We start from the raw sequence: 19961 nt of genomic DNA on the forward strand, positions 1-19961 counted from the left end.
ACAATTGTACAACTGATTTACTCTCAAGTTAAATGGTTAACCAGCTTATTGTTTTTTTAATGAGAAATAACTTGTTGCGCCCAGGCGTTGGCTGACATAAAACTATGCGTAATTTGTTTTAATTCTAAACCATCGTATTTCAAGCTTTTTAAAGTACTGTTAAAGTGTTCGATACCGTCTAATACTTTGAGTGCATTTCCCATTGCGCCTCGTTTATTCACTAAAGCATTCACAAGGTCGTCTGATAGTGGAATTTCTGACACAACATCAGCCAATGGTATTCTAAAAAATGCACCTAAATTCGAGAACAAACCAACTAAAAAGAAACTCTCTTTTTCGCTAGCTTGCCCAGATAATTCAGCTAATAATTCACAAAATTTTGCCCGCATCAAAGAGGTCGTTAATAATTCAAGAGGGACATCTTTCATACTTGAAAGCATGAGCATATTAACCCAAAATTTTAATCGCTTAACACCCATGTATTTAACAGCATCTTCAATCGTTTCAACTCGAATAGGAATCATGGCTGCAGGGTTATTAATAGCCACTAACAATTTATGGCTTAATGCCACATCTTGAGCAATAATCTTTGAGAGCTCACCAAAATCAGTATTGTTGTCATTCACCTTAGACAATAACTGCAATAAAGTGAGCTTGTTACCACTTAATTTTTGACCATTAATAATAATAGGATTAGTAAAGAAATAACCTTGAAAATAATCAAATCCAAGTTTTTTTAAGTAAAGAAACATCTCTTCAGTTTCTACTTTTTCGGCAATAACTTTAATATTTTTTTGCTGCAAATCACTTAGGATTTTTTTCATCTGTATTTCATTATGTGATTCTGGGTCAATTTTAACGTAATCACTAATGCCCGCTAAACGGATGCTGGCATCATCATCCATAAAGTCATCTAAGGCAATGCTGGTGCCTTCTTCTTTTAATTCTTTTAAATTACGAAGAACCTCTACATCTTTAAGAATATTATTAGGAATTTCTAAAACGAGTTGATGCTTGGTGTCAAACTGGGGCAAGATAGCCTTATTAATAAGGTCTTTAGGAAGGTGTAGCAATGCGTTATGTTCGCCAACAATCGATTGAAACCCAATTGTTTTTTCAATTTCTTCTATGAGTTCTTCTGTGGCTTGCAGCGCTTTGTTATTAGGATTAATTCCGTTATAAAACTGCAACTCATAAGCAAAGACGTTCATATCTCTGTCTAAAATAGGTTGTCGGCCAATAAACACTTCAGACATGTAGGCTACCTTTAATTATAATAATGATATATAAGATTTTTGAACTAAAAGCTTGAGGGAAGGTACTCAACTTCAAAATCATCCTGATAAAAAAGTAATAAAAAACGTTTACGTATTACTGGCTGGCTAACATTAATATAGAGCTCTTATCCTTAGCTCAAAACCAAATTGTTTCGGTGAATTAAAGATTCATCTTCAATATAACCAAGAATAGATTCAATCTTATGACTTGGCTGACCAATAATTTGTAGCGCTTCTGTTTTTGAATAGTTTACCAAACCACGAGCAACTTCTTTACCAATTTCATCATAACAAACCACCATTTCTCCACGCTGAAAATTTCCCTGCATTTTTTTAACGCCAATGGGCAATAAACTTTTGCCAGAAGAACGTAAAACTTTAACGGCTCCAGCATCGAGAATGAGAGAACCTTTGGCTTGTAAATGCCCCGCTAACCATTGTTGACGAGCGGTTAATGGTTCTAAATCAGGTATCAATAAGGTGCCTTGAGCTTTGCCTGCAAATAAATTAGGTAAAATATTCTCTTCATGTCCTGAAGCAATTAGTGTAGCAGTACCAGAACGTGCTGCTCTTTTAGCTGCCATGACTTTAGTATACATGCCACCTTTCCCTAAAGCTCCGCCTTCTGAACTCGCCATTGCTTCAATGTCTTTTCGGCTGACTTTCGCTTCTGAAATTAACTTCGCATTAGGGTTTTCTCGCGGGTTATCATCAAATAAGCCTTTTTGATCCGTTAAAATAACCAAAACATCAGCAGCAATCGAATTGGCGGTTAACGCCGCTAAGGTATCGTTATCACCAAAACGGATTTCATCCGTAACAACGGTATCATTTTCATTAATAATGGGAACAACGCCATATTCAAGCAGGGTTTCAATGGCATTTTTAACATTTAAATAACGTTTACGGTTTGATAAATCATCGTGTGTCATTAAGATTTGAGCTGAATGGATATTGTATTGAGAAAATTCAGATTCATAAGCTTGAACCAAACCCATTTGACCCACAGACGCGGCCGCTTGTAATTCATTTAATAACTTAGGACGGGTTTTCCAACCTAGACGTTTCATGCCTTCTGCAACAGAACCAGAAGATACAATGACAACCTCTACACCTTGTTTTTTAAGTTCGACCATCTGAGAAACCCAGCTGGCTAATGCTTTTCGATTTAAGCCTCGTCCATCATTTGTTAATAAGGCACTGCCAATTTTAACCACCCAACGCTTAGTGTGTTTTAAATCAGAACGCTGCATATTGCTTCAACTCTTTATGACTTTCAGGTAACTATTAAAATAAATGATTAAAATTCAAAATCTTCATCAACTTGGGCACGCACAGGTGCTAACTCTTCAGCCGCTTCAATTCGATTCTGCTCTAACGCATAGGCAATATCATTGACAAGTTTTTGTGTACCCGCACGCTGAACAGCTGAAATTTGATAAACCTTACCTTGCCACTGAGTTTCTTCAACAATGCGTTGGCAAACTTCGTCCGCCTCATCATCAGGTAATAAATCGGTTTTATTTAAGACCAACCAGCGATCTTTGCCTGAAAGTTCTTCACTGTATTTTTCTAATTCTTTTTGAATGATTTTTACGTTTTCAGCTGGATCAGATTCATCTTCAGGTGCAATATCAACAACATGCAATAAAAGACCTGTACGGGACAAATGTTTTAAAAACTGAATACCTAAACCAGCGCCTTCTGCTGCACCTTCAATTAGACCTGGAATATCAGCAATAACAAAACTGGTTTCAGGAGAAACCGCTACCACACCTAAATTAGGGTACAAGGTAGTAAACGGGTAGTTGGCAACTTTTGGACGCGCGGCAGATACAGCAGAAATTAAGCTAGATTTACCTGCATTTGGCATACCAAGTAAACCAACATCTGCAAGAACAATAAGCTCTAAACGCAGCTCTCTTTCTTCACCATCTTCACCAGGTGTACATTGACGTGGTGTACGATTTCGACTACTTTTGAAGTGAATATTGCCCAAACCATGAAGACCACCTTGTGCGACCAAAAGCTTTTGGCCATGCTCGGTTAAATCACCTACGACTTCATCCGCATTTACATCAACAACCTTTGTACCCACTGGCACAGTAATTACTAAATCTTCACCTGCAGGTCCCGTTTTTTGTTGACCCATTCCTGCGTGACCATTTTGTGCTTTATAGTTTTTGGTAAAACGAAAATCGACTAAGGTATTTAGATTACGGTCGGCTAAAAGATAAACACTACCGCCATCGCCGCCATCGCCACCATTTGGCCCACCAAAAGGAATGTATTTTTCGCGGCGAAAACTCGCCACTCCGTTTCCGCCACGACCAGCTTCTACGTGAATTTTAGCTTCATCTACAAATTGCATGAATGCATCCTTTAAATTGGTTAACCAGATTATCTGGCAAATTAACAGTAACAGCTTTAATAAAATGACTTAAGACACATAAATAAATGCGTTAAAACCACATAATAACGAGGAATTAAAAATTCATTTTATTGAAACTGTACAAAATCGATTTATTTTATCAAAGCTTAGTTATAAAAGTTTAGCTATAACTGATTAATAACGCATCAGAACGTTTAAAAACAGCTACTTTTTACTCTTTTTTAAGCACAAACAAAAACGCCCCGTCAAAGCGGGGCGTTTTTCTAACAATAGAGGCTGAAATTATTCAGATACAATTGTTACGTAAGTACGTAAAGGCTTACCTTTTGATACGAAAGCAACTGAACCGTCTGCTTTTGCAAATAAAGTATCGTCTTTACCACGACCAACGTTTTCACCAGGGTGGAACTTAGTTCCACGCTGACGAACAATAATGCTACCAGCAGAAACTTGCTGTCCACCAAATGCTTTCACACCTAGTCGCTTGGCATTAGAATCGCGACCGTTTTTAGTACTACCTGCTGCCTTTTTATGAGCCATGGTATAGTCCTTTTAGTTAACAGTGTTATCCCCTACTCAGAAATAACAGCCGTTTTGATTCAAATCTTAAGCTGAAATCTTACCGATTTTAACTTCAGTGTAGTTTTGGCGGTGGCCTTGCTTAGTCTTAGAGCGGTTCTTACGACGACGGAATTTGATGATAGTAACTTTTTTACCACGACCGTTTGATTCAACAGTTGCGGCAACTTTAGCACCTTCAACAACAGGCATACCGATTTTAACATCAGAACCTTCACCTACCATCAATACTTCGTCAAACTCAATTGCATCACCAGCTTCTGCATTTAGTGATTCAATACGTAAGATTTGACCTTCACGAACTCTATACTGCTTACCACCGGTTTTAATAACTGCGTACATATCTTTCTCCCGGATATCTTAATTCTTTTTAATAAGCCGCTTATTTAGCGAAAGCGGGATTATACAAACTTTCACCCATAAGGTCAAAACAATTTTACACCTATTTTTAGATTTACCAGGCCTGGTAAATTTATAAACAACCGTGAATGGCTTATTCTGTGATTAAGACCGCTAACGACTTGAATATAATGAATATTTTTTTATTCATTGCGATACGTTTTTGGGTCAGATATTTTCCTTTTTTTTAATATTATTTGCTATCTCCCCGCTAAGACTAGCGTCAATGGCTTATTCATACTAAAATAGCCGCCTTAATTAAATACCTGGAAGGCTCATCGCCTATCACAATCATGACGTTATCTGAAATCCGTGGCTTAATCGAAAACGATATTAAAGCGGTTGACCAACTCATTCTTAACCGTCTCTCTTCGGACGTTGTTTTGATTAACCAAGTAGGACACTACATTATTAATAGTGGCGGCAAACGTCTACGTCCGCTTTTAGTGCTTTTAAGTGCCCGTGCTTGTGGCTATCAAGGTACAGACCACCAACTTATGGCGGCCGTGATTGAGTTTATTCATACATCCACGTTATTACACGACGATGTTGTCGATGAATCAGATACTCGTCGTGGCAATAAAACGGCTAACGAAGTTTGGGGTAATGCGGCCAGTGTACTTGTGGGTGACTTTTTATACTCTCGTTCTTTTGAAATGATGGTTGAACCAGGCCTGATAAAAATCATGCAGGTTATGTCTGAAGCCACTAATGTGATTGCAGAAGGCGAAGTATTGCAACTGCTTAACTGCCATGATGCGGATACGACCAAAGAACGTTATATGGAAGTGATTCACCGCAAAACAGCCAAATTGTTTGAAGTTGCCACACAAATGGGACCAATACTAAGCAATAAACCTGAACTAGAAAGTGCATTTATTGCTTATGGCAGACATTTAGGCGCTGCATTTCAACTGATTGATGATGCATTGGACTACACGGCCAACGAAGAAGAGTTAGGTAAAAACATTGGTGATGATTTAGCAGAAGGTAAACCTACTTTGCCACTCATCTATGTCTTAGAAAATGGTAGCGATACTGATAAAACAATCATTCGTAATGCCATTGAGTCTGAAGGGATTAATTTATTAGAAGAAGTCACCGCAATTATTAAAAATTCTGGTGCGATATCTTTTACCCAAAAAGTGGCGCAAGAGGAAGCTGAGCAAGCAAAACGTGCTTTAGATGTTTTAGAAGACAGTCAATTAAAGTCAGCACTTTTTGCGCTAGCAGATTTAGCAGTCAACCGTTCTCATTAAACAAATAAATCATCAATAAAAAACGCCCACAATATATGTACTGTGGGCGTTTTTTATTTGTCTTTACTTAATTAAATCCCTAACAATTGAGCACTTAGGCTCTATTGATGAATTTTTCTTCTATTCTGAATAACCTTTTGATGCCTTTCTAAGGTTCGTTGCAAGTCTTCTTGTTCTTGCATGGCTGCGGCTGCGGCAATTTGCTCTTCAACTTCTGCTTGTCGTTGTTCAAGAACGCGTTTATACAAGTCTAAATTACCTAAACGTGTTTTATCCCAATCTATTCGACGCATTAACCAACGTATCATAAAACGAATGACATGACCTTGATCACCACTTGAGTACATTGTTTCCGCTTTTGGACGAAAACCATGCAAACGCTCTACAATAATTTTTTGCTCTTGAGTATCAGGTCGAATACGAATAAAGCCACTCTGCTCTTCATCAAAACTTGTACTGTAATAAACTCGAACAACTCGATTCATACTAAAAATGGCTTTAGATAAGATTGTTGACTCATGCTTACCATTTAAACCCACCGTGTGAATAAAAATATTTTGAGTCATAATTTGTCTAAAAAAGCCCTCAACCTCTTCAAACAGTACGTCTTGGTGTGCATCAGCCTCGGAATTCAGTTCTTCTTGAATCTCCGCAGAACGTTTTTCTAAACGCCTAAAAAAGTATTTTATAGCTGGACCAACCGGCTTATTATTTATCATCCATAGATACCTCTATTAAAGGTATCGACCGCAAGTCATTTTTATAAAGGCCTAAATGAGAATTTTATTCGTTTATTTTCATTGCCATTAAAAGTATCTACACTAGAGCTCTGTGTACTCAAAATAACTCATGTTAAGATACCTAAAATATTCTGTGCGATGGCAAACATGCAACCCTTACAAATACTAAAAACCACCCTTCTACTTTTATTATTAAGTTCGGTTATAACAGGCTGTTCTTCATATGGCGTGATTAATAATAAAAAACAAGCCGATTACTCTAAAGCAGAAAAGAATAGTTACTCAATAAAATCTGTCTTAGAAAAGAAGCCCCAGGGTCGTATTGCGTTTGTGTTAAGTTTTTCTGGAGGTGGAACTCGTGCCGCCGCATTGGCCTATGGCGTTCTGCTTGAATTAAAAAACACAAAACTGCCGCATAATAAAACAAACACAAACCTGTTAGACGAGGTTGATATTATTAGTGCGGTTTCTGGTGGTAGTTTTATTGCCGCATATTACGGTTTAAATGGTGATCGAACTTTTAAAGATTTTGAAAAAGTCATGCTTCAGAAAAACTTTGAAGACGAACTCATTAGTGAGGTTCTTAATCCTCTTACTTGGTTTAGCGATACTGGCCGAACTCAGTTAGCGATACAGTTATATAACAGTACCATTTTTAAAGATGCGACTTTTGCCGATTTAAACAAACCAGGTCGCCCCCTGATTTTAATTAATGCTTCTGACTTAGCAAATGGCGCTCGCTTTTCATTTACCCAAGATTATTTTGATTATATTTGCTCTGATATCAATAGTTTCTCTGTCGCTAAAGCGGTAACAGCCTCCTCTGCTGTACCTGTCGTTTTTAATCCTGTGGTTGTTCAAAACTTTCAACCTTGTAATAATGGTGCTTCCCAAAAACTTGCTGTTGCAGAACAAAACATAAAAAACAATATGGAATTACAGCAAGCCATTAATTCTCTAAAAGAATACATAGAAATAGATTACCCGTATTTACAATTAGTGGACGGTGGTATTACTGATAATTTAGGATTACGTGCCATTTACGAATCGATTCAATTTACTGGCGGGCCTAAAGCTTTTTTACAAAAGTTAAATAAAAAGAAAGTCAAACATATCGCAGTTATTTCGGTAGATGCCTCTACCGAAAGTTCTCAAAACATTAGAATGACCAATAAAAGCCCTACTATGCAACAGAGCATTGATGCTATGAGTGATATTCAAATTCATAGATACAATGTTTCTACATTACAGTTATTTGAACAATCATTAACTCAATGGGGCAATCAACTCTCCACCAAAGAAAACACGGTTGAACCACACTTTATAAAAATTAGTTTTAATGAATTAGGTTCAAAAAAAGAGGTTAATGAGTTTAACCTTATCCCCACTCGCCTAAGTTTAACAAAACCAGATATGGCAAAACTAATTAAGGCCGGTCGTTCACTATTAAAAAACAATTTAGAGTTTCAAATGCTTTTACAAGAGTTAGATGACGATCCTGGCTTACAAAAAGCGCTTTAGAAACAAAAAAGCCTGAGTCCGATAAAATATCGAAATCAGGCTTTTAAGTGCCGTTTAACTAAAATACCCAACTTTTGTGGTCTCTTTATACAGAACCGTATCTTGGAATATCATCCGAAGGGTACATCAAGTTTGCATCGTCATACATCTCTTCTTGAAATTCACCCACCTTACCTTCCGCAAGATCACTACGAGCAAATTTGGCTATATGAAACAGGGCCTCACCCTCATTAACCAAAGGCATGCACATTTGGCCAATAACAATACCACTGTTTGGCGAATAGACCTCTTCTTCCACTTCTCCAAATGGATCTGATACCACACCAATTAATGTCTTATTGGCTTCAACTCGATCACCATCTTTGACTAAAGATCTAAAAATGCCACTTTGTGGGGCACGTATCCAAAAGCTTGAGCGTGCCACAACAGGTTTGGTATTACGTTCTGTTTTACGGCGAGATTTCTGCAACATGCCTAAATGACGCATAACATTCACAATGCCCGACACACCTGCACGAATTGAAACCTCATCAAAACGCAATGCTTCACCCGCTTCATACAGTAGAATTGGAATCCCTTTTTTAACCGCAGCGGCTCTTAAAGAACCATCACGCAAATTGGCGTTTAGCATAACTGGCGAACCAAATGAGTTCGCCATTTCTTTCACTTCTTCATTATCTAAATCGGCACGAATTTGAGGCAGGTTGGTACGGTTAATCGCACCAGTATGCAAATCAATACCATGAGTTGCCTTATTGACAATTTCATTGAGAAAAATATGGGCTAAACGTCCTGCAATAGAGCCTGATTTAGAACCTGGAAAACTACGATTTAAATCACGACGATCGGGTAAGTAACGGCTATGGTTAATAAAACCATGTAAATTGACAATTGGCACGGTAATCAATGTGCCTTTTAAACGCTGAAGAGATTTAACTTTTAACAGCCTACGAATAATCTCAACACCGTTTAATTCATCGCCATGTATTGCCGCACTAATAAATAAAGTTGGCCCGGCCTGATTACCACACCATACTTGTACCGGCATGGTCAATTCACTATGTGTATAGAGTTTTCCAACCTGTAATTCAATGGTCTTTTTTTCGCCAGGCTTAACAGTCACATCCCCAATTATAATTGGCTTATTGCGAATGATTTTAGGTTGCATTTTTTAGCCCTTACCAATTGTCTGTGTACGGTTTATCTTTTTATTTGCATTCGCTTCAATAAAGGCAATGATCATACTTGCAATATCTTTGCCTGTTGCTTTCTCTATACCTTCTAAACCTGGAGATGAGTTAACTTCCATAACCACAGGGCCGTGGTTTGAGCGTAATAAATCGACACCACACACATTTAAGCCCATGATTTTTGCCGCATTAACGGCCGTTGCACGCTCAACGGCTGTAATTTTAATTAAATTAGCTGAACCACCTTGGTGTAGGTTGGAACGAAACTCACCTTCTTTACCTTGACGTTTCATTGCAGCAATGACTTTACCACCTACCACAAAACAACGAATGTCTGCACCGCCAGCTTCTTTAATAAATTCTTGTACTAAAATATTGGCTCTTAAGCCATTAAATGCCTGAATAACACTGGTTGCTGCAGAGTGAGTTTCGGCCAACACAACCCCTACTCCCTGGGTGCCTTCCAGCAGTTTAATAACAACAGGTGCGCCCCCAACAATTTTAAGCAAGTCATCCACGTCATCTGGTGAATGTGCAATACCACTGACAGGTAAACCAACCCCTTTACGTGATAGCAGCTGTAAACTTCTTAACTTATCGCGTGAGCGAGAAATGGCTACTGATTCATTCAACGGAAATACATTCATCATTTCAAATTGTCTAAGAACCGCTGTTCCATAAAATGTAACAGAAGCACCTATACGAGGGATTATCGCGTCAAACCCTTCAAGAACTTGACCCTTATAATGAACCTCGGGATGCACAGAGTTAATATTCATATAACAACGAAGCGCATCAATCACACGTACTTCGTGCCCTTTTGCCTCAGCAGCTTCAACTAAACGACGGGTTGAATAAAGCTTTGGCCCTCTTGATAAAATGGCTATTTTCATTATTTTGTTCCTTGCAAGAATGATTCATCAGAATGTACGATTAAACTCGCCTCTCTAAGAGCAGTACGCCCTAACAACATTTTAAATGCCATAGTATCTCTACTTGTAAGCGAAACGGGAATGGGTAATTTATGTTCACCAATTTCTAAAATTGTTTCAATAAAAAAACGATCGGTGGAATTTCCGCCAGAGTCTGTAACCTTGCGAATATCTTTCACTTCAGCTTCACAGGTTTTAATTTGTGTAGGATCATTTTCATCAATATGTATTGAAAAACGTACCCAGTTTTGTTCATTTTTTTGAAAGGGTTCAACCTCAAATGCATGAAGAGCTGAATTTTTTGCCCCTGTATCGACTTTACACTGTAAACGCTCAATACCTAATTCTGGCAGTCTTACCCATTCACGCCAACCAACTACATTAGACATAGCCGATCCTTTTTTATTTTAAAATTAATAATGTGGCTAACCCCAGGAAGGATAAAAACCCAACCACATCGGTTACCGTTGTTAAAATCACAGCTCCTGACAGTGCGGGATCTTGTCCGAACTTCTTTAAGATTAATGGTACAACAACACCTGAAACAGCCGCCGCAATCATATTGATAAGGATTGCCAAGCCGATTACAATACTTATCATAATATCACCAAACCAAAGCTGTGCAATTATAGCCACAATCACAGCCCAAATGAGACCATTTATAATACCAATCCAAAACTCTTTATTAAAAAGTACGACTCGGTTGGTACCACCAATTTTACCCATAGCCAAACCACGAATAGTCAGAGTTAATGTTTGACTTCCTGCTATCCCGCCCATACTTGCAACCACGGGCATAAGAACAGCTAAAGCAACAACTTGAGTTATCACGGCCTCAAACTGACCTATAACAACGGCGGCTAAAAAAGCTGTTGCCAAGTTAATTCCTAGCCAAATGGTACGTCCATTCACGCTCTTTTTTATTGGGGCAAATAAATCTTCTTCCTCATCTAAACCGGCCATATTCATAACGGTTTGCTCACTCTCTTCTAAAGTAAGCTCAAACACATCGTCCGCTGTTAACTGACCCATCAAAACACCACATTCATTTATAACTGGCGCAAAATGATGATGTTTAGATCGAATATATTTTGCTGCTTCAATAGCACTCATCGTATCAAGTACAGTATCTGGCGGTTCCATAATATCTGCAACCATCGCTTCTGGATCATTGCGAATGAGCTCAACCACATGTAAAGCACCTAAAAGACGGCTATTCTCATCGACAACCATCAATTCTAAGGTGCCCCTATTGATGATGTTTTTAATTCTCAAATAACGCTGAACGACTTCTAACTTAACATTTTCACGAATACTTACCGTGTCGGTATGCATATAACGTCCAACCGCATCGGGTTCATAGTCTAAAACGCTTTGCACCTCTTCACGACGTGATGCATTCATGGTTTGCATCACATCGTCTTCTAAATTTTGAGCAAGAGAGTCTAAAATTTCGGCCGTATCTTGAGCGTCCAAATCTTTAGTGATTTCGTTGATTTCTTCAGCTTTAAGATCTTGTAATATGGCTAAACGTGCATCTTCATTTAGTTCAGCAAGTACCTCACCGCGAATTTCATTTGGAACACAACTCCATAATGCCTGGCGTTGATTTTGAGGAAAGGATTCAAGAATATGAGACAACTCATTTTCTGTTAAACCTTCAAATAAATCACAAACTTCTTGTTCACGTTCTTCAGCAACAAGCGTTTGAATATAAAGCAGCTTATCTTCACTGCTCACTATTTCTTCAGGAAACAGGTCATTAGACATCTTTTGTCTCCTTGCTTAAAGTGTATTCATTTGGCATCACTTGTCTATGCAAATCATTCACCTCTAAATCTGTTTTTTGAAGAATTGCCCAGACCTTTTCAGCACGATTACCTTCTAAACTCTTTACGTTAAATTGCCAGTGGTTATATAACACCTGATCACCCACTTTTGGTATCTCATTTAATTCAGACATAATTAATCCAGAAATAGTGCTTACATTGTGCTCTACATTTAACTTTGAGCCCGTTAGCTTTTCAAAGTCATGCAATGCCATTAGCCCTGAAATTTCAAAGCCTTCGGTAAACTTTAATTGCTTAATCGCAAGTTCATCATCATCTAGTTCATCTGCAATTTCACCCACTATTTCTTCAATTAAATCTTCCATAGTAATAATCCCAGATAATGCGCCGTATTCATCCACCACTAATGCCATATGGTTTCGCTCACTGCGCATTAAATCAAAGGCTTTTTGCAACCCCATGACTTCAGGCATAATTAAACCTTTACGAGCAATTTCTTCAATATCATTAGGCGTTTCAGCGTTACTGTCTAAGGTTGACAATAACAAGTCTTTTACCAATAACACGCCAACAATTTCATCCAAATTACCGCGTACTAACGGAAAGCGAGAATGGCCCAATTCAACAATTTGTTTTTTAATGACATCTATATCACTATTAACGTCTATCCAATCGACTTGGCTTCGAGACACCATAATATCTCTTACAATACGGGTATCAAACGCAAACATATTTTGAATCATATCCGCTTTAATATTGTCTAAACTTCCATGAGTGCTCGATACATCAACCATTTCACTAAGCTCTTCATCACTAAAAATTTCTTCGTGCGAAGCTTCTTTAACCCCCATTGCTTTTAAAATAGTCGACGCTGACCAATTTAAGGCTTTCGTTAAGGGATAGCTCAGCAGATAAAAACCATGTAACGGAATCGCCACCCAAACCGATACGGGTTCAGGCTTGCGAATTGCATAGGTTTTAGGCACTTGCTCACCAATAACAATATGCAACGAAGAGAAAACAATAAAACCAATTAAAAACGAAGTGAAATGCAAGACTTCATCTGGCATACCCATCGAATAAAATACAGGTTCTAATACTTTAGACACCGCGGGCTCGCCGACCCAACCCAATCCCAGTGACGCCATGGTAATCCCTAATTGGCACGCTGCTAGATAGGGTTCAAGATTTTGTTTAATTTTTAGGGTTAAACGTGCAGATAAACCACCCTCTTTTGCCAGGTTTTCAACACGTAATGTACGCACCTTAACCAAAGCAAATTCAGCGGCAACAAAAAAACCATTTGCCACTAATAAGACAACAATCACCATTAAGCTGGTACTAAAGTTTTCCATTGTATTTTTCCTATCGTTTTATAATGTAGCCAACTCATAACTCATCAGACCGCTAATTTATACTAAAAGTCACTTTAACAATGTGACCTTTTTTATAAAGATGTCGTCTTAATTATTAAGTGAGGTTTTCTGCTGAAAAATATTGAAGATAAAATACTGCATAAGTACATTGATTCTCAAAGCCGTTTCGTCAGTTGACCTTAAATTAAGTATCATAGCAAGCATGTTAAAAAATTTAACCGACATTGAAATTGTAGAACAAGCAAAAAGTGAGCTGCCTCATACCACCTTAGCATTTGAGGAATTAGTTATACGTCATGAACAAAAAGTTCATGCAATTTGTTTACGCTATTTTGGAAATTCAGAACAGGCAGAAGAGTTATCTCAGGAAGTTTTTTTAAAGGTATTTCAGCAGTTAAAAAATTTTAGAGGTGACGCTAAATTTTCAACTTGGTTATATCGTATTGCCATTAATTTATGCCATACGGCCGCTCAAAAAAAACAGCTTACTCATTATGATTCATTAGAGGATTATGCCGACGACTTGCAACTCAGTGAAGAGTTTAAATGTGATGATGAAAATCAATGTGTTCAATATTGTATAGACAAACAAGCAGATCTCGAAAAAGCCATTATTAGCATGCGTTTTAATACAGAATTAAGCTTAAAAGAGATTGCTGAGATTTTAGATATTAAACTCAGTGCCACCAAAATGCGGTTATACCGTGCTATGGATAATTTTAAACAACTTTACGAGAAGTACTGTTCATGAATCCTAACTCAGTAGATGAAAACAAACTTAAACAACTTTTATCCATAGATCATAAACAAAACTCGCCTGAAGAGCGTGTAGTCATGATTGTTCAAGGCGTAAACTGGCTTACCTTATTACAAGAAGTCTTTTCTCTATTCTTTTATAAAGTACCTTTGGCTCTATTTTCTATGGCAAAAACATGTACACATCAAAAGGAAAATAAATGAATATTTACGATGTGAAAGACCGCATACAGTTTACTTGGCAAGATGCTTATAATAATTTTTTAATGGCGCTACCTGATATTTTGATTGCTTTAAGCATTTTAATAATCGGTTATTTACTTGCCGTGTTTGTTAAAAAGTTTAGCTTTAAGCTGTTTAAAAAACTTAAATTTGATTGTGCGGCTGAACGCATTCAATTAGATAAAAAACTGCTCGCTATAGGCATCAAACAAACCCCTTCAACACTTTTAGCAGGCCTGTTCTTTTGGTTAATTGTACTTTTCACATTAATCACTGCCGCTGAATACGCCGGATTAAAAGGCTTTGTTGATACGCTGAACAAAATTGCCATGTATATACCTAATTTAATGGCGGCGTTAATCATTTTGGTGGCAGGTCTATTTATCGCCCACTTTATTCGCAGTGTTCTTCACAATACATTCAAAAATTTTATTCCTGCAGCGGCAAGATTATTATCTAACGCTGTTTATGGCCTATTGTTTGTCATTATTGTGTTGACTGTTTTAGAGCAGCTTGAGTTTGATACTCAATTAATTCAAATGATTATTTTGGTCGCCTTTACTGGATTTACTTTAGCCATTGCGTTAGCAATAGGTATTGGAAGTGCACCTCAATTAAAGAAACTTTTATCGGGCTACTATTTAAAAGAACATATAAAGATTCATGACACAATTACAATACAAGATCAAACCGGTACGGTAATAAAAATCAATGGCAGTAGTACTGAAATAAATACAGACGATGGAATTGTTGTTATCCCAAATGATAAATTGCTAGATCAAATCTATCAAAAACAACCTAAAGTATAGAATTTTATACGATTAAACAAAAACCCTAATTTTATTCTTGATTTACAATACGTAAAAGCATATAAATAGGCTGAAATTAAAAAATAATTCTTTTAAAGCTTTTTGTTTGTGACTTTTTAAGTTTACCAACTGTCTTAAGTGATGAAGAGTTATTTTTGACTCTAAACTTATCTACAAAAGGATTATGTAAATGATTAAAACACGACTACTTCCGTTAATTGCAATTATCTCTATTTCGGCAAGTACAAACGCTATTGCGGCATCTAATGCGTACGTAACAGATAGTTACGGTGAAATTGTTAAAGATGCTTATGGAAGTTGCGTTCGTTCTAGCTCATGGACTCCTGAAACCGCTGAAGCCAGCTGTGAAACACCTAAAACTAAACAAACTAGCACAACGACATCAGTTGCTGAAAGCACAACTGCCGAAAGCAAGCCAGCACCGACACTTCTTCCTCCAGTAAAAGAAGACATTGATGGTTCTGATCAAGTTGCTTATGTTGTTGACTCACAAAACCGCATTGTACGTGATAATTACGGTTACTGCGTTCGTACAATTCACTGGTCTAAAGATACCGCCATGGCAAAATGTGAAGGTTGGGCTGAGCCAAAACCTCCTGTTGTAGCGAAACCTGCTCCAGTAGTTGCTCCTGAACCTAAGCCAGTTTTTGTTAAGAAAATTGTAGATACAGCACCTGTTGAATTCCGTGGTTTCTTTGACTTTGATAAAGCTGTATTAAAAGATGCCGCTAAAACAAAGCTTGATGACTATGCTGACTACCTTTCACATAATTCTAAAACAGACGTTAAAGTGACTGGTCACACTGACTCTACTGGGCCAGCAGCCTATAATCAAAAACTTTCTGAAAAACGTGCTAACTCAGTAAAAACTTACCTAGAGTCAAAAGGTATTGAAGCAGATCGTATTCATGCAACAGGTATGGGTGAAGAAAATCCAATGGCTTCAAATAAAACAAAAGAAGGTCGTGCTGAAAACCGTCGCGTAGAGATGGAAATCATCAAATAGTTTACTATTTAAGCCTTAAAATCGGTCATTATTAAAGCATTGTATTTAATTTATGATCTAAAAAATACGGCCGTTTTCTGTACAGAAAACGGCCGTTTTAGTATTTAGATATTTTTACGTTTAAATATGAATTTAAACACGTTATAAAAGTAAAAAATGAATAAATATTTCCTGTTATTCATTTGAATGTACCAGGCCTGGTAAATTTAAATCATAATGAAAGTTCGTTGATTTATTAAAGGAATATTTATGCTAGATTTTATAAAACAACACCTAAGTACACCTAACAACCCGTTAATTGACGCCCTTTTACTAATAATTAGCGCTCTATTTATTGCTCTATTTGTTAGCTATTTCATTCGTTGGACCTTTCTTACTTGGGCAAACAAAACACAACAAATTAATTTAGCTTTTATTTTTCAAGCCATACGTTTACCCATCTCTATTTCTATTATCCTGCTTGGCTTCGATAACGCCTTTAACGTATTTAATTTACACAATAAATTACAAACGATATTACCCATGCTTTTACAAAGCATCGATATTATTGTTTGGGGCCAGTTTATTTATCGAAGTTCACAATTTAGTCTTAAAAACTTAAGCAGAACACATAAACCTGGTTCATACATACAGCCACAAACTCTGCCTTTATTTGAAAATGTGGCTGCCGTATTAGTTGTACTCATTATTTTTTATCTATTGTTTGTTACTTGGAACATTGATATGAGTGCCTGGCTAGCTTCAGCAGGAATCATTGGTATTGCCGTTGGTTTTGCGGCCAAAGACACTATTGCCAATCTACTTTCTGGGGTATTTATATTAGCTGATTCACCTTATAAAATTGGTGATTACATTGTCATTGATAGTGGTGAAAGAGGAATGGTTACACACATTGGTTTACGTTCAACCCGAATTTTAACCCGTGACGATTTAGAAATAAATGTACCCAATGCCGTCATTGCCAACGGTAAGATCGTAAATGAATCGTCTGGTCGTCATATAAAATCAAGAACACGCATTGCGGTAAGTGTGGCTTACAATGTAGATATTGATCATGTTAAAAACACGCTTATGGATATAGCAAAACAGGAGATACAAATTTGTACCGATCCAGAGCCTAGAGTACGTTTTCGTCAATTTGGTGCTTCTGGTTTAGATTTAGAACTGCTTGTGTGGATAGACAATCCCGAAATACGAGGGCGTGTTAAAGACAGTTTAAACACCGCTATTTATAAACGTTTTGCAATAGAAAAAATTGAAATACCTTACAGCAAACATGACTTATATATTAAATCGCTACCCGAACAAACCAAACTTTAGTACAGAGCTCTGGCATAGAAGGACATTAACGGTTAGGGCTGTTTAACAGCCACACCACTTAACAAAATTTTAACGCCCTGCTTTAAAGCAAGATCAACTTCTTCTTTAGTAATCACTTCACCAAAAATCAAGCGATTTACAAAAGGGCCTTTTATCATTTCCATAAATTGTGCCGCCGCTAATTCGGTATTATCTACTTTAATCTTATTGGCTTTAACCTGTTTTCTTAAGTATTTTGCTAGCATTCCTATAGCCACTTGCGGACCATATTTATAATAAATTCGTTGTATTTCTTGCTGATCTGCATTATTTTCCATTAATACTAGACGATAAACCGCAATACCATCTTCTCTCAAAATAACGCTTTGCATGTGCCTGCCAAAACTCATCAAACTACTTTCTAAATCATCGCTCCAAACTACGCCTTCGTCCAACTCATTGAAAAATGCCATGGTTTTTTTACGAAAAACCGCCTCAAACAAGCCGAGTTTATTACCAAAAATACGATAAAGCGTCACTAAAGAACCACCGGCAATTCTTACAACTTCATTAACACTTGTATTGGCATAACCAATGGTTAAAAAAAGTTCTTCTGCTGTTTCTAAAAACTTTTGCTGACGAGCAAGTCCCCGTTTATTACAAGGTTCACAAAGTGTTGGCTGTGTTGGTTTAGTCATAAGTTCACCAAAAAATAATTTCCGATATCATGTTTAATATTAAGCCCATTACTAAAAATATGTACTTATAAAATTCTCTGAGCAAAAAGAACCCATTCTCATATTCTCACGCCTTAAGTACAGTTTACATACCCCTTTAATTAAGAGATCTTTATCTTAACGCTTTTGTTGTTTTGTGCTTTTTTACAAAAAATAAAAAGGCATTTTATAATTTTTTCTATACGTTAACCGTTTATTAACATGAACTGCAATACACTTAAAACCAATATTTATAAATGCCCTTTTAAGACATGTATTTTAAGGTTCACATTATGCCGTTTTTGAATGCCCACAATTATATTTCTATAAAATTCAATTATATTGTAACTCTTTATTGCACCAAAAGTGTAGTGTATGCTACACTTTGTTGAAATCAGATAATTACTCTAAGGATTCCATCATGATCTTATCGCTATTAGCAACCAAGGCCCGACTTTCAAAAGGACTTATAGGCGCTCTGCTTTTTATACCTTTTTTTGCGTCTGCTGCTGAACAAGCCAAAAAACCACCTGCTGTGCCCGTTAGTGCAATGACAGTAGCGCAGCAAGATGTCGAAATTTATTCAGACTACTCTGCGAGAGCTCAAGCGGCTCAACAAGTTCAAGTTTATGCACGTGTAAACGGAATTCTACAGAAAAAGTTTTTTACTGAAGGGCAAACCGTTAAAGCGGGACAAGTTTTATATAAGATTGATGATCGTAAATATAAAGCCTTAGTCATTAAAGCTAAGGCTCAAGTTAGTGTTGCAAAAGCCAACTTAAACCAAGCACAACGTGAATACAATCGCGTAAAAGGTTTATATAAAAATAAAGCAGTCAGTGAACAGGAAGTTGATACGGCGCTGTCTACTCTTGAATTGGCAAAAGCGAATTTAGAGGGTCAAAAAGCCGCATTAAATGAAACGCAGATTGATTTAGATTACACAGAAGTTCGCGCTGAAATTAGTGGCGTAGTCGGTATTAAGAAACAAGATATTGGTAGTTTAGTTGGTTCAAGTGCCGATAACAGTCTACTGACAACCATTACTCAATTAAATAAAATCAATGTTATTTTTTCTATCCCTGATGCCGACCATGTCCAACAACAAAAAGCGATTGCCGCTGGCAAACTAACCTCTCTACCAGAAGATCAGTGGAAAGCACAGATCATCGATAGTCAAAACAACGTTATCGCAACGGGTAAAGTTGACTTTGTAGATAGTAATATCGATGTATCTACAGGAAGCATTCAAACTAGAGCGGTATTTGACAATACCAACCATACGTTAATACCTGGTGAATTTATTCGCTTAAGATTGACCAATGCTATTCATAAAAATGTATTTGTTATTCCTCAAAAATCAATGTTACAAATGGGTAACCAAGCCTTTGTTTATAAAATAAAAGATGGTATTGCAGATTTAGCTCCTATTCAATTAGCAGGTGAAAAAGAGAATAACTGGCTAGTCGATTCAGGTTTATCAAATGGTGATCAAATCGTGACGAATAACTTAATTAAGTTACGACCAAAAACACCAGTAAGCATTACACCAGCTAAAACAGACAGTAAAGCAAGTAAATAAGCTAATCATTATTGGATTAATAGCAAAACTAGACCTAGCCTACAAAATCAAATCGTAAAGTTATGAAAATAACTTTACTGAATGGCAACTCATTT

The 19961-nt window shown here is 37.0% G+C and carries 20 protein-coding genes; 8 read left to right on the top strand and 12 right to left on the bottom strand.

All coding sequences use genetic code 11. The features are described 5' to 3' along the window. Positions 1-56 precede the first annotated feature (56 nt). The 5 genes from ACYQ0E_RS11485 to rplU all read right to left on the bottom strand — a co-directional run bounded on the left by ACYQ0E_RS11485 (position 57) and on the right by rplU (position 4590). Complete coding sequence (locus ACYQ0E_RS11485) at positions 57-1256, bottom strand: EAL and HDOD domain-containing protein (RefSeq protein ID WP_460188366.1); 1200 nt, start codon at positions 1254-1256, stop codon at positions 57-59. Between the two features lie 152 nt (positions 1257-1408). Beyond that, complete coding sequence (gene proB, locus ACYQ0E_RS11490) at positions 1409-2530, bottom strand: glutamate 5-kinase (protein WP_460188367.1); 1122 nt, start codon at positions 2528-2530, stop codon at positions 1409-1411. Positions 2531-2577: 47 nt separating this feature from the next. After that, a complete protein-coding gene (cgtA, locus tag ACYQ0E_RS11495) occupies positions 2578-3648 on the bottom strand; it encodes an Obg family GTPase CgtA (RefSeq protein WP_460188368.1) in 1071 nt (356 codons plus the stop codon). A 303-nt stretch (positions 3649-3951) separates the two neighbouring features. After that, positions 3952-4209, bottom strand: coding sequence for a 50S ribosomal protein L27 (gene rpmA, locus ACYQ0E_RS11500; RefSeq protein ID WP_460188369.1), 258 nt, complete (start codon positions 4207-4209; stop codon positions 3952-3954). A gap of 66 nt (positions 4210-4275) precedes the next feature. Then, positions 4276-4590, bottom strand: a complete 315-nt coding sequence (gene rplU, locus ACYQ0E_RS11505; protein WP_275595311.1) for a 50S ribosomal protein L21 — start codon at positions 4588-4590, stop codon at positions 4276-4278. A 350-nt stretch (positions 4591-4940) separates the two neighbouring features. On the opposite strand from rplU, the gene ispB reads away from it, so the two are divergent. Then, on the top strand, positions 4941-5906 hold the full coding sequence (gene ispB / locus ACYQ0E_RS11510; protein ID WP_460188370.1) for an octaprenyl diphosphate synthase: 966 nt from the start codon (positions 4941-4943) through the stop codon (positions 5904-5906). Positions 5907-6007: 101 nt separating this feature from the next. Here ispB and ACYQ0E_RS11515 read toward each other — a convergent pair whose 3' ends face one another. Beyond that, complete coding sequence (locus ACYQ0E_RS11515) at positions 6008-6625, bottom strand: hypothetical protein (protein WP_460188371.1); 618 nt, start codon at positions 6623-6625, stop codon at positions 6008-6010. Between the two features lie 159 nt (positions 6626-6784). Between ACYQ0E_RS11515 and ACYQ0E_RS11520 the strand changes: the two genes are divergently transcribed. Continuing rightward, positions 6785-8167: a patatin-like phospholipase family protein gene (locus ACYQ0E_RS11520; RefSeq protein WP_460188372.1), complete on the top strand. Its 1383-nt coding sequence runs from the start codon at positions 6785-6787 to the stop codon at positions 8165-8167. A gap of 85 nt (positions 8168-8252) precedes the next feature. Here the strand turns inward: ACYQ0E_RS11520 and ACYQ0E_RS11525 are convergent, their stop codons facing one another. The 5 genes from ACYQ0E_RS11525 to ACYQ0E_RS11545 are packed head-to-tail and all read right to left on the bottom strand — an operon-like array spanning position 8253 to position 13434. Further along, positions 8253-9335, bottom strand: coding sequence for a succinylglutamate desuccinylase/aspartoacylase family protein (locus tag ACYQ0E_RS11525; protein WP_460188373.1), 1083 nt, complete (start codon positions 9333-9335; stop codon positions 8253-8255). 3 nt (positions 9336-9338) lie between these two features. Further along, positions 9339-10250 carry a 30S ribosomal protein S6--L-glutamate ligase gene (gene rimK, locus ACYQ0E_RS11530; RefSeq protein WP_460188374.1) on the bottom strand — a complete coding sequence of 304 codons (912 nt, stop codon included), beginning with the start codon at positions 10248-10250 and terminating at the stop codon, positions 9339-9341. Further along, complete coding sequence (locus ACYQ0E_RS11535; RefSeq protein WP_460188375.1) at positions 10250-10678, bottom strand: ATP-dependent zinc protease family protein; 429 nt, start codon at positions 10676-10678, stop codon at positions 10250-10252. Before ACYQ0E_RS11535 ends, rimK begins: the two co-directional genes overlap by 1 nt. A gap of 13 nt (positions 10679-10691) precedes the next feature. After that, positions 10692-12059, bottom strand: a complete 1368-nt coding sequence (gene mgtE / locus ACYQ0E_RS11540; protein WP_460188376.1) for a magnesium transporter — start codon at positions 12057-12059, stop codon at positions 10692-10694. Continuing rightward, positions 12052-13434, bottom strand: a complete 1383-nt coding sequence (locus tag ACYQ0E_RS11545; protein WP_460188377.1) for a hemolysin family protein — start codon at positions 13432-13434, stop codon at positions 12052-12054. Before ACYQ0E_RS11545 ends, mgtE begins: the two co-directional genes overlap by 8 nt. Before the next feature lie 223 nt (positions 13435-13657). Between ACYQ0E_RS11545 and ACYQ0E_RS11550 the strand changes: the two genes are divergently transcribed. The 5 genes from ACYQ0E_RS11550 to ACYQ0E_RS11570 all read left to right on the top strand — a co-directional run bounded on the left by ACYQ0E_RS11550 (position 13658) and on the right by ACYQ0E_RS11570 (position 17589). Then, positions 13658-14206 carry an RNA polymerase sigma factor gene (locus tag ACYQ0E_RS11550; RefSeq protein WP_460188378.1) on the top strand — a complete coding sequence of 183 codons (549 nt, stop codon included), beginning with the start codon at positions 13658-13660 and terminating at the stop codon, positions 14204-14206. Continuing rightward, entirely contained in the window at positions 14203-14415 is a 213-nt protein-coding gene (locus tag ACYQ0E_RS11555; RefSeq protein ID WP_460188379.1) for a hypothetical protein, read from the top strand. Before ACYQ0E_RS11550 ends, ACYQ0E_RS11555 begins: the two co-directional genes overlap by 4 nt. Then, the gene (locus ACYQ0E_RS11560; RefSeq protein ID WP_460188380.1) at positions 14412-15242 is read left to right on the top strand and encodes a mechanosensitive ion channel family protein; all 831 of its coding nucleotides are present in this window, start codon (positions 14412-14414) and stop codon (positions 15240-15242) included. Before ACYQ0E_RS11555 ends, ACYQ0E_RS11560 begins: the two co-directional genes overlap by 4 nt. Positions 15243-15432: 190 nt before the next feature. Next, entirely contained in the window at positions 15433-16269 is an 837-nt protein-coding gene (locus ACYQ0E_RS11565; RefSeq protein WP_460188381.1) for an OmpA family protein, read from the top strand. Positions 16270-16518: 249 nt separating this feature from the next. After that, on the top strand, positions 16519-17589 hold the full coding sequence (locus ACYQ0E_RS11570) for a mechanosensitive ion channel family protein (RefSeq protein ID WP_460188382.1): 1071 nt from the start codon (positions 16519-16521) through the stop codon (positions 17587-17589). Between the two features lie 32 nt (positions 17590-17621). Here the strand turns inward: ACYQ0E_RS11570 and ACYQ0E_RS11575 are convergent, their stop codons facing one another. Beyond that, positions 17622-18266 carry a TetR/AcrR family transcriptional regulator gene (locus tag ACYQ0E_RS11575; RefSeq protein ID WP_460188383.1) on the bottom strand — a complete coding sequence of 215 codons (645 nt, stop codon included), beginning with the start codon at positions 18264-18266 and terminating at the stop codon, positions 17622-17624. A gap of 439 nt (positions 18267-18705) precedes the next feature. Here ACYQ0E_RS11575 and ACYQ0E_RS11580 point away from each other — a divergent pair, with 439 nt between their 5' ends. Continuing rightward, entirely contained in the window at positions 18706-19866 is a 1161-nt protein-coding gene (locus tag ACYQ0E_RS11580; RefSeq protein ID WP_460188384.1) for an efflux RND transporter periplasmic adaptor subunit, read from the top strand. The last annotated feature ends 95 nt before the right edge of the window (positions 19867-19961 follow it).

The organism is Thiomicrorhabdus hydrogeniphila (assembly GCF_054656895.1).